General features: G+C 70.7%; 13 protein-coding genes. 10 read left to right on the top strand and 3 right to left on the bottom strand.

All coding sequences use genetic code 11. The annotated features are described in order from the left end of the window. Positions 1–36 precede the first annotated feature (36 nt). The gene (locus ACIODU_RS11155; protein WP_327233725.1) at positions 37–927 is read right to left on the bottom strand and encodes a 2-hydroxy-3-oxopropionate reductase; all 891 of its coding nucleotides are present in this window, start codon (positions 925–927) and stop codon (positions 37–39) included. Between the two features lie 87 nt (positions 928–1,014). Beyond that, entirely contained in the window at positions 1,015–1,836 is an 822-nt protein-coding gene (locus ACIODU_RS11150; RefSeq protein ID WP_401766458.1) for a TIM barrel protein, read from the bottom strand. Positions 1,837–2,073: 237 nt separating this feature from the next. Between ACIODU_RS11150 and ACIODU_RS11145 the strand changes: the two genes are divergently transcribed. The 10 genes from ACIODU_RS11145 to ACIODU_RS11100 all read left to right on the top strand — a co-directional run bounded on the left by ACIODU_RS11145 (position 2,074) and on the right by ACIODU_RS11100 (position 11,221). Continuing rightward, a complete protein-coding gene (locus ACIODU_RS11145; protein ID WP_401766455.1) occupies positions 2,074–2,988 on the top strand; it encodes a PhzF family phenazine biosynthesis protein in 915 nt (304 codons plus the stop codon). Positions 2,989–3,038: 50 nt separating this feature from the next. Continuing rightward, positions 3,039–3,314 carry a hypothetical protein gene (locus ACIODU_RS11140; protein WP_401766453.1) on the top strand — a complete coding sequence of 92 codons (276 nt, stop codon included), beginning with the start codon at positions 3,039–3,041 and terminating at the stop codon, positions 3,312–3,314. Further along, positions 3,311–3,742: a helix-turn-helix domain-containing protein gene (locus tag ACIODU_RS11135; protein WP_401766451.1), complete on the top strand. Its 432-nt coding sequence runs from the start codon at positions 3,311–3,313 to the stop codon at positions 3,740–3,742. Before ACIODU_RS11140 ends, ACIODU_RS11135 begins: the two co-directional genes overlap by 4 nt. 257 nt (positions 3,743–3,999) lie before the next feature. Further along, on the top strand, positions 4,000–5,508 hold the full coding sequence (locus ACIODU_RS11130) for an MFS transporter (protein WP_401766449.1): 1,509 nt from the start codon (positions 4,000–4,002) through the stop codon (positions 5,506–5,508). 76 nt (positions 5,509–5,584) lie between these two features. Next, positions 5,585–6,658, top strand: a complete 1,074-nt coding sequence (locus tag ACIODU_RS11125) for a LuxR C-terminal-related transcriptional regulator (RefSeq protein WP_401766446.1) — start codon at positions 5,585–5,587, stop codon at positions 6,656–6,658. 168 nt (positions 6,659–6,826) lie between these two features. After that, positions 6,827–7,762 (top strand): hypothetical protein, encoded by a 936-nt coding sequence (locus ACIODU_RS11120; protein ID WP_401766443.1) that lies wholly within the window; start codon positions 6,827–6,829, stop codon positions 7,760–7,762. 116 nt (positions 7,763–7,878) lie between these two features. Further along, positions 7,879–8,388 carry a 2-oxo-4-hydroxy-4-carboxy-5-ureidoimidazoline decarboxylase gene (gene uraD / locus ACIODU_RS11115; protein WP_401766441.1) on the top strand — a complete coding sequence of 170 codons (510 nt, stop codon included), beginning with the start codon at positions 7,879–7,881 and terminating at the stop codon, positions 8,386–8,388. Between the two features lie 4 nt (positions 8,389–8,392). After that, the gene (gene uraH / locus ACIODU_RS11110) at positions 8,393–8,821 is read left to right on the top strand and encodes a hydroxyisourate hydrolase (RefSeq protein ID WP_356422196.1); all 429 of its coding nucleotides are present in this window, start codon (positions 8,393–8,395) and stop codon (positions 8,819–8,821) included. 5 nt (positions 8,822–8,826) lie between these two features. Continuing rightward, positions 8,827–9,786, top strand: coding sequence for a factor-independent urate hydroxylase (gene pucL, locus ACIODU_RS11105; protein ID WP_401766439.1), 960 nt, complete (start codon positions 8,827–8,829; stop codon positions 9,784–9,786). Positions 9,787–9,835: 49 nt separating this feature from the next. Further along, positions 9,836–11,221, top strand: coding sequence for an 8-oxoguanine deaminase (locus ACIODU_RS11100; RefSeq protein WP_401766436.1), 1,386 nt, complete (start codon positions 9,836–9,838; stop codon positions 11,219–11,221). A 315-nt stretch (positions 11,222–11,536) separates the two neighbouring features. Here the strand turns inward: ACIODU_RS11100 and ACIODU_RS11095 are convergent, their stop codons facing one another. Further along, on the bottom strand, positions 11,537–12,406 hold the full coding sequence (locus ACIODU_RS11095; protein ID WP_401766433.1) for a chitosanase: 870 nt from the start codon (positions 12,404–12,406) through the stop codon (positions 11,537–11,539). Positions 12,407–12,445: the final 39 nt, after the last annotated feature.

Raw genomic sequence — 12,445 nt, 5'->3', positions numbered from 1 at the left:
CAGCCCGGGTTCAGGGGCGGTGCCAGGAAGGGGAGTTCACACCTGGTCACCGGAGAGGCGCTCCACGGAGCGCAGGAGGGCGGAGTGGTCGAGGCCGCCGTCGCCCTGCGCGCGCAGGGAGGCGACGAGTTGGGCCACCACGGCTCCGACGGGCAGCGCCGCACCGACGTTGCGGGCGGCGTCGGTGACGATGCCCATGTCCTTGTGGTGCAGGTCGATGCGGAAGCCGGGCTTGAAGTCGCGGTTGAGGAAGTTGTCCTTCTTCCGCGTCAGTACGGTGGAGCCCGCCAGGCCGCCGTTCAGGACGTCCAGCGCGGCGGCCAGGTCCACCCCGGACTTCTCCAGGAACACCACGGCCTCGGCGCACGCCTGGATGTTGACCGCGACGATCAGCTGGTTGGCGGCCTTCACCGTCTGCCCCGAACCGTGCGGACCGCACAGCACGATGGTCTTGCCGAGGGCTTCCAGTACGGGCCTGGCCTCGTCGAAGTCGGCCTGTTCGCCGCCGACCATGATGGACAGGACCGCCTCGATCGCCCCCGCCTCCCCACCGGAGACCGGCGCGTCGAGCACCCGTACCCCGACGTCCGCGGCGTTCTTGGCCAGGTCCACCGAGGTCTGCGGGGTGATCGAGGACATGTCGATCAGCAGCGCGCCCCGCCTGGCGTGCGCCAGGATGCCGGCCTCGCCGTACGCGATGGCCTCCACCTGCGGCGAGGCCGGGACCATCGTGATCACGACGTCGGCGTCCCCGACCGCCTCGGCGATCGACCCGGCGGCGGTGCCGCCCGCGGCGGCGAGCCGGTCCAGCTTGTCCTGCTCCAGCGTGAACCCGGTCACCGAGTAACCGGCCTTGATCAGGTTCTCGGACATGGGGGAGCCCATGATGCCGAGTCCGATCCACGCGATCTTGGGGAGATTACTCATTGCGGGGGCCTCTTTCGACACACGTACATCAGAAGGTCGGGTGCATCAGATGGTCAGGCGCATCAGATGGTCGGGTACATCAGACGATCAGGTGGCGAGCCAGCCGAACGCCTCGGCGCTCGGACGGTCGCCCGGCTTGTACTCCAGGCCGACCCAGCCGTCGTAACCGGCCTTCCGCAGCCGGCCGAGAAGATCCTCCAGCGGCAGCGATCCGGTGCCCGGCGCGCCACGGCCCGGGTTGTCCGCGATCTGCACGTGGCCTGTCTTGTCGGCGTACGAGTCGATGACCGCGGCCAGGTTCTCGCCGTTCATCGACAGGTGGTAGAGATCGAGCAGGAACGCCGCGTTCCCGAGGCCGGTCGCCGCGTTGACCCGGTCCACGACCTCGATCGCGGCGGGCGCGCTCACCAGCGGGTAGAGAGGGGACTCCGGTTTGTTGAGCGCCTCGATCAGCAACGTCGCCCCGACCCGGTCGGCCGCGCGGGCGGCCAGGACGAGGTTGTCCAGGGCAAGGGTGTCCTGGAGGTGCGGTTCGACGCCTTCGACGCGGTTGCCGTACAGCGCGTTGAGCGCCGTGCAGCCCACGGAGGCGGCGAAGTCGGCGGCGACGTCCACGTTGGCGCGGAAACGCTCGGCCTCCGCTCCGGGTACGGAGAGCGCGCCCCGGTCGGGCCCGGGCAGCTGCCCGGCGTAGAAGTTCAGCCCCACCAGCTGGGTGCCCGCGTCGTCGAGCGCCTTCTTGAGCGCGTCCAGCTCGGCCTGCGGCGGTGTGGGGGTGTCGATCCAGGGCCACCACAGCTCGACCGCGCCGAAGCCCGCCGCCGCGGCTGCGGCCGGGCGCTCCAGGAGCGGGAGTTCCGTGAAGAGGATGGACAGGTTCACATCGAAGCGCTGCTCGGAGTAACTCATGAGGGGCCAGGCGCTCCTTCCGTATTGCGGAAGTTATTTTCTGCTTGATGGAAGCCTGCCCGGGAGGCTCGGGGCCTGTCAAGTGCCGTTTCGGTAATTCCTCGGCCGCCGTCCGGTCCCGTCCGGTCCACCGGGGTCCGATTGGCCCCGGACAGGGCGGTCGGAGCTCCCTAACGTCGGCGCCGGGAGCCGCCCGTGTGCTCCCCGCACACCTCGTGATCCCTGGAGGGACGTCCTGTGTCCGTCGGCTACCGCCACGTCGATGTGTTCGCCACCGGCCCGTACACCGGCAACAGCCTGGCCGTCTTCGGCGCCGACGGCGACCTGCCGGACCGTACGACCGCCGGGCAGCTGCTCGCGATCACGCAGGAGGTACGGCACTTTGAATCGGTCTTCCTCACCCCGCCCGACGCGGCGGGGGCGGTCGGGGCCCGGGTCTTCGACCTCTTCGGGGAGCTGGACTTCGCCGGGCATCCCGTCCTCGGCGCGGCGGCCGTCCTCCACGAGCGATCGGGCGCCGCCGGACCGCTCCGGTGGACCTTCCGGCTGCCGGGCGCGACGGTCGGCGTGACCACGACGCCGTCGGCCGTCGGGGTCACCGCGCTGCTCGACCAGGGGCCGCCGCGTTTCCTCGGCGAGGTCCGGGAGGCCGGGCGGGCGGGGGTCGCCGACGCCCTCTCGCTGCCCGCCGGGGCGCTTGCCGATCTGCCCCTCGAGGTGGTCACCACGGGCCTGAGCTATCTGATCGTGCCGGTGACGTCGGGGCTGGCCGAGGCCCGGATCGCCCGCCCGGACTTCACCGCGCTGCTGGCGGGGTACGGGGCGCGGTTCGCGTACGTCCTGGACGTCGGGGCGGCCGGCGGCCCCGAGGGGTGGATCCCCGAGGGCCGGAGCTGGAACAACGACGGGGTGCTGGAGGACGTCGCCACCGGCAGCGCGGCCGGCTGCGTGGGCGCCTTTCTGGCCAAGCACGGGCTGGTCCGTCCGGACGCCGAATTCACCCTCGCCCAGGGGCGGTTCGCCGGCCGCCCGAGCCTGATGCGGGTGACGCCCCAGGGGTCGGCGGACGCCCTGGCGAACGTACGGGTCGGCGGCGAGGTCGCCCTGGTCGCCGCCGGGCGACTCGACCGGCTCCCTCCGGCGATCCGTTAAGGTCGACTTCCGGTACGAACGTCGAGGACGACGGTGGAGGCGGAGGCGCGGTGCGACTGCGGGTGGAGTTCACGACCGAACCCTTCGACCTCGACGAGGCACCCGCGCACGCGCTGGTGGCCCGGGAGGTCGTGGGGAGCGCCCCGCTGGACTCCGTCGACGTCGGCCCGTTCGGCAACACCGCCGAGGGCGGCTCGGACGAGGTGCTGGCGGCGGTGAACGCACTGCTGCGCGAGACGCTGGCGGCGGGCGCGACCCGGGTCTCGCTCCAGGTGAACGTGATCGACGCGGGAGCGGCGGGCGGCGCCGCGGAGGGCGGTCGGTGACCGCGCCGCACGACCACCCCCTCGTCGCCGCGGTCAAGCCGCTGGTGGACGCGATGGGCGGCGAGCTGATGGCGGCCGCCGAGGCCGAGCCCGACGACGTCGTGCTCGCCTGGGAGGGCGAGGACGTCCTCGCCGTACGGCTGCCGCAGCTCTCGGAGTCCCTGGACCACATCCTGGCCGCGCTGGAGCGCCGGCACGGCATGCCGCTGGCCGAGTTGGACCGTAAGTCCAAACAATCGGTCGTCCGGATACTGGAGGCGCGCGGCGCCTTCTCCGTACGGCACGGCGTGGAGACGGTGGCGAGCGCGCTCGGCGTCAGCCGCTTCACCGTCTACAACTACCTGAACTACGCGAACGAGCAGCGGGCGAAGGCGCGCGAGGAGGGGGCGCGGGAGGACGGGGCGCGGCCGCCGTCGGCGGAGGGCTGAGCTGAGTGCTGGTCAGATATTCCCCGGCGATTTCCCCGGCGCGGCCGGCCGCGCGGCCATCCCCAAGGCTTGGCAAACATCAGGGCAAAGGGATGTTGTTCCATGGCCCGATCCGCCGGGCCCGGGGCCGTGGAGCGGCTGTCGCGCTCCGTACGGTGGCGGCCGGGTCACGTACGGGCGCGTAACGGAAATTCTTCGCCGAATGCGGACGTATCGCGCCATTTTGGGCGCATGCCGGGCCTGCTTACTCTGGCCGAATGAATGATCCCAATTCGGAAGAAAACGGATCTCTGTCCACGAAAAACGGATCTCTGTCCACCCTCGGCGACTCCAAGTGGAAACCGGCGACCTGGATCCTCCTGATCGTCCTCTGCGGAGCGCTCTTCCTGGACGGTCTCGACCTCACCATGGTCGGGGTCGCCCTGCCGGACATCGGCAGGGACCTGCATCTGTCGGCCAGTTCGCTGCAATGGATCGTGAGCGGCTACGTCCTCGGTTACGGAAGCCTCCTGCTGCTCGGCGGAAGAGCCTCCGACCTGCTGGGACGCCGACGGGTCTTCCTCGCCGCCTTGTGCGTGTTCGGCGCGGCGTCGGTCATCAGCACCTTCGTCGACAGCGACATCCTGTTGATCGCCCTGCGCTTCATCAAGGGCGCGTCCGCCGCCTTCACCGTCCCGGCGGGCCTGTCGATCATCAACACCACCTTCACCGAAGGCAAGGCGCGCAGCCGCGCCATGGGGATCTACGCCGCGTGCGGCGCGAGCGGGTTCTCCCTGGGGCTGATCTTCGGCGGGCTGCTCACCGAGCTGAACTGGCGGCTCACGTTCCTCGTCCCCGGACCGATCGCCCTCGCGCTGGTCGTCGCGGGCCTGAAGGTCATCCCCCGGGTCCCGCACAGCAGGCCGAGCCTCGCCGGGCTGGACCTGCGCGGCGCGGTGACCTGTACGGCGGCGCTGCTGCTCCTCGTGTACGCGGTGGTCGAAGCGCCCACGCACGGCTGGGGAAGCTTCTCCACCCTCGGCCTGCTGGCGCTGAGCGTCGTGCTGATGGCGGTGTTCGTGGTTCTCGAACGCAGGCACCGCACCCCGCTGCTGCGGCTGGGCATCCTGCGCTCCGGCCCGCTCGTCCACGCCAACATCTCGGCGGCGGTGATGTTCGGCGGCTACGTCGCCTTCCAGTTCCTGGTGACGCTGTACGTACAGAACTCCCTCGGCTGGTCCCCGATCCACATGGCCCTGGCCTTCCTGCCCGGCGGACTGATCGTGGTCCTCAGCGGCTCGAAGATCCCGCTCCTCCTGGAGCGTTTCAGTACGGTCAAGCTGCTCCTCGCGGGCCTGACCGCGTTCGCGGCCGCCTACGCCCTGTTCCTGCGCGTCAGCCCGGGGCAGTCGTACGCGAACTTCATGCTGCCCACGATCCTGCTGCTCGGCGTCGGCTTCGCCCTCTGCTTCCCGGCGGTGAACGTGCAGGCCACGGCCGGGGTGAAGGACGAGGAGCAAGGACTGGCGTCCGGCATCCTGAACTCCAGCCTCCAGATCGGCGGCGCGATCGTCCTCGCGGTCGTCACGGCGATCCTGGGCACCGGGACGACACACATCCAGCACGCGCAGCTTCTCCCGCACATGAAGACCGCGATCGGCGTCACCGTCGGCATCACGATCTTCGCGCTGCTGGTGACGATCGTCCAGTACACCCGCAACCGGCGTCAGGAGGCGGCGGCCGTGGAGGCCGAGCCGAGCGAGCGCCACGAGTACTCGGAGGTGTGACCGTATGACCCGACTGACCTTATGACCCGACTGACCGTATGACCCGAACCCCGACCCCGGTTCCTATCCTTTGGCCATGACTTCCCAGAAAGATCAACGGCGCCACGCGATCGCCGAATTGGAGGAGTTGGCCGATCGCCCGCTGACCGCCGGCCAGATCTTCCGGCGGGCGGACGAGGTGCTGCGCCCGGTCCTCGGGTACGACGGTGTCTGCTGGCACGGGACCGACCCCGCGACCGGTCTGGTCACCTCCGTCCTCACCGACGACCTGCGGCTGGAGGACTTCCGGCAGGCCGTGGAGCTGGAGATCTGGACCCAGGACGTGACCCAGTTCGCCGACCTGAGGCGCGGCGGACTCGTGGCCGACTCCCTCACCCGGGCGACGCGTGGCCGCCCGGGTGACAGCCGGCGCTTCCGCGAGCAGATAGCGCCGGCCGGATTCGGCGACGAACTGCGGGTCCTGTTCGAGGCGGCGGGCGCCGCGTGGGGGTGCGCCGCCTTCATGCGCGCCCCGGACCGGGGCGCCTACCGCGTGGGGGAGGTGGCGCTCGCCCGGCGGGCCGCCCGCTCCCTCGGTACGGCCCTGCGGCACAGCCAGATGCGTGCCGCGGGCACACCGGCGGGCGGGCACCCGCCGGCCGTCCTGCTCCTGGACTCGCGCAACCGCGTCGTGCGCGCCGACGACCGGGCCGAGGTGCTGCTCGGCGAGATCGCCGACGACGCGGTGGGGGCCTTCGAGGTGCCGACCTCCCTGCTGATGGCGGTGGAGCAGGCCAGGGCGGCGAAGGCGGCCGCGGGTGTGCCGCCGCGGCTGCGGGTCCGTACCCACGCGGGGGCGTGGCTGGTGCTCAACACCTCGATCATGGGCGGCGGCGCCGATCATCTGGCGGCCGTCGTGATCACCCCGGCGAACGCGGACGACGTCCTGCCCGTGGTGTTCGCGACGTACGGGCTGACCGCCCGTGAACGCGAGGTCGCCGTACAAGTGCTGCGGGGGAGGGACACCCGGGAGATCGCCCGCGCGCTGTCGCTGAAACCGCTGACGGTGCAGGACCACCTCAAGTCGGTGTTCACCAAGGCGGGGGTACGCAGCCGGCGCGACCTGGTGGCGGGACTCGTCGCCTCACGGGTCCCGGAGATCCTGGACTGATCCCGGGATCCCAGAAGCCGAGACCCCGGACCGGTCCCGGCGCGGTGGCGGCAGCGGCGTGCGGCCGGTCCCGGGGAACCCCCTGATTTCTGGGATATCGCCGGACCTCGCTCCTACTCGATCATGAGCGGGCCTCCCCCCTCCCGTGTTCTTGTCAGAGGAGTACCCATGGTCCGTCGAAGATCATCCGCCCGCCGCCCGCTCGCGGCCCTCCTGGTCGCTGCCGTCGCCGCGCTCCCGCTGCTGCTCACGCCCGCGCCCGCCTTCGCCACACCCCTGCCCGCGTGCGTCACCTCGGGTTCCGGGCAGGTGGACCCGGACGCGCCGGCGGGCGACGAGGGCACCCAGATGACCCGCGAGCAGGCGCTGTCCTACGTGGCGAGCCGCGAGAGCTCGAACGGCCTGGACGGCGATCCGCACGTCCACAAGAACCCGCAGGGCCGCCTCACCGTGGGGATCGGCTTCGATCTCGACAGCCCTGACGCGCGGGACCTGCTCGACGCCGTGGGCGCGGACTACGACGATGTCCGTTCCGGGGCCCAGGATCTGAGGCCTGATCAGATCCGCTTCCTGTTCGAAGTCAGATTCACCGCCGCGGAAAAGGCTCTGCAAACTCTGATTCCGGGCTTCGACTCGCTGTCCGGCAACCGGAGAGCGGCGCTGATGGACGTGATGTTCGACGCGGGCCCCGGCCAGTTCAACGCACTGACCTTCAAGGCGATGGTCAACGCCGTCTCCCAGGGCCAGCACAGTGCCGCCGCGACCCAGCTCCAGAGAACGGCCTGGGCGTCGCAGGTCGGCTACCGCGCCAAGTACGACGCCGACATGCTGCGTTCGGGAATCCTCTGCTACTCCCCGCCGCCCGTCGGCATGTGGTGGCCGAACACCAACCCGATCGACGACTGGCGGGTGGGCGTGATGATCGACGGATATCTGCATCTGCCCGGCGGTGTGGTCATCGGCCGCCCCGGCGGTGGGGCGATCCAGAACTTCTTCAAGCCGGAGGAGACGTGCGAGGCGACCTACCTGGTCATCGTGAACACGACCTCCATCGACATCGTCACCGTGATGTCCTGCTACACCATCATGGTCCCGAACTCGTAGGGGGTTGTCGCCGCCGGTCCGGTCGCGGCCCGGCCGAGATTTCAACAAAGTGTTGACGGCGTGGGGCCGAGGGCGTTAGCTGGGCGCAGCCCGTTCAGCGCAGCCACGGAGGCACCGTGACGTACCGGCCACCGCCGGGCCTAGCCCGGTTCAACGTCTCGTCCGACAGCGCGGCCCTGGCCGTGCTCCGTGAGGTGTGCGCCAGTCCGGCGTGGGGGCGCGAGCTGCTCGCTCGTCGTCCGTACGCCGGACTCGACGACCTCCTCACGGCGGCGGACTCCGCCGTGGCCGCGCTGACGGAGAGCGATCTGGCCGAGGCGATGGCGGGGCACCCGCCGATCGGGCGGCCCGCGCCGGGGGACCCGGTCTCCTCCCGCGAACAGCGGGGGATGACCGGTGCCTCCGACGCGCTCAGGGCGGAGATGCTCGAACTGAACCTGGCGTACCAGGACAGGTTCGGGCATGTCTTCCTGATCTGCGCCACCGGCGCGACCGGTGAGCAGATGCGGGACGCGCTGAGGACCCGGCTCTGTCATACGCCGGAGGAGGAGCGCGAGATCGTGCGCACCGAACTGGGCAAGATCAACCGCATCCGGCTGACGCGCCTCGTCCTCGAAGGAGACTGACCCCGTGAGCACCAGCACCCGCCCCGACCCCGGCCCCGAACCGCGGAACCCCGCCCCGGCGTCCGTCTCCACGCACATCCTGGACACCAGCGCCGGACGCCCCGCCCCGGACGTCGCCGTATCACTCGCGGCGCGCGGCGGTTCCGGCGCCGCGTGGGTGACCCTCGGCGGCTCGCGGACCGACGCGGACGGGCGCTGCACCCACCTGCCGGCGCTGCCGCCGGACACCACGCACGTACGGCTCGACTTCACCACCGGGCCGTACCTCACCCGCAGGACACAGGCCGAGGAGCGGCAGGACGCCCCCGCGCTACGGGACAGCGGTGCGTTCTTCCCGGAAGTGACGGTCACCTTCGCCGTCACGCCGGGCGAGCACTTCCACGTACCGCTGCTGCTCAACCCGTTCGGCTACTCCGTATACCGAGGGAGCTAGCAGGCATGCCCACCACGCTCGGACAGAACCAGTACGGCAAGGCGGAGAACCGCGTCGTCAAGATCACGCGGGACGGCGCCACCCACCACATCAAGGACCTGAACGTCTCGGTCTCCCTCTCCGGCGACCTGGACGACGTGCACCTCTCCGGCTCGAACGCCCATGTCCTGCCGACCGACACCATGAAAAACACGGTGTACGCGTTCGCCAAGGAGCACGGCATCGAGTCCCCCGAGCAGTTCGGCATCGTGCTGGCCCGGCATTTCGTGACCACGTGCGCGCCGATCGACCGGGCGCGGGTCCGGATCGAGGAGTACGCCTGGGAGCGGATCGCGGCCGGTGAGGGGGGTGACGGGGGCGGGCACTCGTTCGTCCGCCGGGGGCAGGAGACCCGGGTCAGCCAGATCACCTTCGACGGCGAGCGGGTGGAGGTCGTGTCCGGGCTCAAGGACCTGACCGTGCTGAACTCGACCGACTCCGAGTTCTGGGGGTTCGCCAAGGACAAGTACACGACCCTCAAGGAGGCCTACGACCGGATCCTCGCGACCGACGTGTCCGCGCGCTGGCGGTACGGCTGGTCCGGTGACGAGGGGTCCGCTGACGCGGGGTCCGGTGACGAGGGGGCCGTCGGCGACATCGGCGAACCCGACTGGAACGAGTCGTACGAGCAGACCAGACGCCATGTGCTCGCCGCCTTCGCCGAGACCTACTCGCTCTCGCTCCAGCAGACCCTCCACCAGATGGGCACCCGGGTCCTGGAACAGCGCGAGGAGATCGACGAGATCCGGTTCTCGCTCCCCAACAAGCACCATTTCCTGGTCGATCTGGCGCCGTTCGGGCTCAAGAACGACACCCCCGAGGGAGCCGTCTACCTCGCCGCGGACCGGCCGTACGGCCTGATCGAGGCCACCGTCCTGCGCGACGGCGCCGACGCGCGGATCGCAGCGGACCTGACCACCCTCTGACCCAGACCTTCTCCGACCCCTGATCGCCCGTACAGGAAGAGGAACCGCCATGGCGGCACCGCACGTCCCGCGCATCGTCATCGAGAACTGCGCCGTAGCGACCGTGGACGCGCACGACACCGAGTACGCCTCGGGCCACGTCGTGATCGCGGGCCACCTGATCGAGTCGGTCGGCGCGGGCCCCGCCCCCGCCGGTCTGGACGACGTCGTACGGCGGGTCGACGGCACCGGCCATCTCCTCACGCCCGGCCTCGTCAACACCCACCACCACTTCTACCAGTGGATCACCCGCGGCCTCGCGACCGACCACAACCTCTTCGACTGGCTGGTCGCCCTCTACCCGGTCTGGGCCCGCATTGACGAGCCGATGCTCCGCGCCGCCGCCAGGGGCTCCCTCGCGATGATGGCGCGCGGCGGTGTCACCACCGCCATGGACCACCACTACGTCTATCCGCGCGGCGCGGGCGACCTGACCGGCGCGATCATGGAGTCGGCCGCCGAGACGGGCGTACGGTTCACGCTCGCCCGGGGGTCCATGGACCGGGGGACGTCGGACGGCGGCCTGCCGCCGGACTTCGCCGTCGAGACCCTGGACGGCGCCCTGGCCGCCACCGAGGAGGCCGTCGACCGCTACCACGACACCTCCTTCGACGCGATGGCCCAGATCGCGGTCGCCCCCTGCTCCCCGTTCTCGGTCTCGACCGAACTCCTCAAGCAGGGCGCGGAGTTGGCCCGTCGCAAGGGGGTCAGGCTGCACACGCACGGCAGCGAGACCGTCGAGGAGGAGCAGTTCTGCAAGGAACGCTTCGGGATGGGCCCGACCGACTACTTCGAATCGACGGGCTGGCTCGGCGACGACGTGTGGATGGCCCACTGCGTCCACATGAACGACGCGGACCTCGCCGCCTTCGGCCGTACGGGCACCGGGGTCGCCCACTGCCCCTCCTCCAACGCCCGCCTGGCCGCCGGGATCGCGCGGGTCCCCGACATGCTCGCGGCCGGCATCCCCGTCGGCCTCGGGGTCGACGGAACCGCCTCCAACGAGTCCGGCGAACTCCACACCGAACTGCGCAACGCCCTCCTGATCAACCGCCTGGGCGCCCACCGGGAAGCGGCTCTGACGGCCCGTCAGGCGTTGCGCCTCGGTACGTACGGCGGGGCGCGGGTGCTGGGCCGCGCCGACCAGATCGGCTCGATCGAGGCGGGCAAGCTCGCCGACCTCGTGCTCTGGAAGATGGACACCCTCGCCCACTCCTCCATCGCCGACCCGGTGACCGCGCTGATCCTCGGCGCCGCGGCCCCGGTCACCCTCTCGCTCGTCAACGGACGCACCGTCGTCGAGGACAACCACCTCACCACGGTGGACGAGGACGCCGTCGCCCGCTCCGCCAGGAGCGAGGCCCGGCGCCTCGCGCGGATCGCCGGACAGGACTGATCCGCCCCGCGACTCCGGCCGGGGGGGACGGCCCCCGGCCGGACCGGCGTTCCCCGGCGGCGGAGGCGTCACGCTCGGATACGGCGGCATCCCTTACAAAACGCCCAGCACCCCTCAGCTCAAGGCGCTGGTCAATCCTCAGAACGGCGTGACGAACTGCCGTGCCTGCGCGACAGCAGTGGACCGCCTGCTCGCCGACGGGGCTCCGTCGTCGGCACCCGGGAATCTCCCCGCCGACCTCGACCTCTTCTGACGCGCCAGTGGCCTGAGGTGACATCCACCGCAGGCCACTGGTCCCTACCTGTGTTCCACTGCCTAGCCGATGTGGAAGCTGTCCCCGTACACCTTCCAGTCGAGCGGCGGGTTCAGGTTCAGGTTGCCCTTGCTGAGGAAGACGCGCTGGGCCGTGTCCACGCGGCTGGTGTCCGAGTGGGCCTCCTCCTGCTGCATCGCCCAGACGCGGGCGTCGAGGAAGGCGTTCAGCCAGGTGGTCTCGTTGCCGCCCTGGGCCGGGGGCTTCGCCTTGGTGAGGGCGCGCTTGCGGATGCCGCCGAAGCTCGTGCCGTCGTTGCCGTCGCCGTGCATGACGATGGCGTCGTAGTAGATGAACTGGCCGAGCACGCCGACGCCGTCCGACTTGCCGCGGCTGACCGCGGGGTTGAAGTAGACGCGGTCGCGTTCGTCGTTCTGCGCGGTCTGGAACTGGGTGTCCTTGGCGGCCGTCTTCCACGCGCTGACGAAGCCGGAGCCGAGGCCGGTGTGCGAGTCCGTGCCGTCGACAGCGCGCAGCGCGGGCAGGTACTTGGCGAGCGCGTTGCCCGGCACCCGCTGGGTGTAGAGCTCGACCAGGTCGAGCATGTCGTGCGTGCCCGAGCAGAAGCCGATGATCCCGGCGGTGTAGCCGCGGCCGTCGCCGATGTCCTCGATGTAGCCGTACTGCGCTTTCCAGTCCAGCGAGGAGTTCTCCGCGCTGGACACCAGCTTCATGGCGATTTCCTTCTTCGCCGGGTCGTCGAGGCCGATCGCCGCGACGGCCCGGGGGCCGGCCGTGGTGGCCGTGACCGCGGCGGGCGCGGGCGCCGTGTTCGCGACGGCGGTGGCCGGAATCGCCACCAGCGTGAGTCCGAGCAGGGCGTGGGGGAGGAAGTTGAGCCGGCGCGAGGGGCGTGTGGGGGACGTGGACACCTGAGGCCTCCAGAGGGGGGATTCCCGCGTGGTTTGTTT

It is taken from the genome of Streptomyces sp. NPDC088261 (genome assembly GCF_044740805.1).
GTDB lineage: Bacteria > Actinomycetota > Actinomycetes > Streptomycetales > Streptomycetaceae > Streptomyces.
Note: the sequence above shows the minus strand (reverse complement) of the source record. Positions and strands in the feature narration are given on the sequence as shown.

What these genes read in the sequence shown, in the direction of transcription:
- ACIODU_RS11130 (WP_401766449.1), top strand. Translation starts at nt 4,000, where the DNA reads ATGAATGATCCCAATTCGGAAGAAAACGGATCTCTGTCCACGAAAAAC.
- ACIODU_RS11125 (WP_401766446.1), top strand. Translation starts at nt 5,585, where the DNA reads ATGACTTCCCAGAAAGATCAACGGCGCCACGCGATCGCCGAATTGGAG.
- ACIODU_RS11100 (WP_401766436.1), top strand. Translation starts at nt 9,836, where the DNA reads ATGGCGGCACCGCACGTCCCGCGCATCGTCATCGAGAACTGCGCCGTA.
- ACIODU_RS11120 (WP_401766443.1), top strand. Translation starts at nt 6,827, where the DNA reads ATGGTCCGTCGAAGATCATCCGCCCGCCGCCCGCTCGCGGCCCTCCTG.
- pucL (WP_401766439.1), top strand. Translation starts at nt 8,827, where the DNA reads ATGCCCACCACGCTCGGACAGAACCAGTACGGCAAGGCGGAGAACCGC.
- ACIODU_RS11155 (WP_327233725.1), bottom strand. Translation starts at nt 927, where the DNA reads ATGAGTAATCTCCCCAAGATCGCGTGGATCGGACTCGGCATCATGGGC.
- ACIODU_RS11150 (WP_401766458.1), bottom strand. Translation starts at nt 1,836, where the DNA reads ATGAGTTACTCCGAGCAGCGCTTCGATGTGAACCTGTCCATCCTCTTC.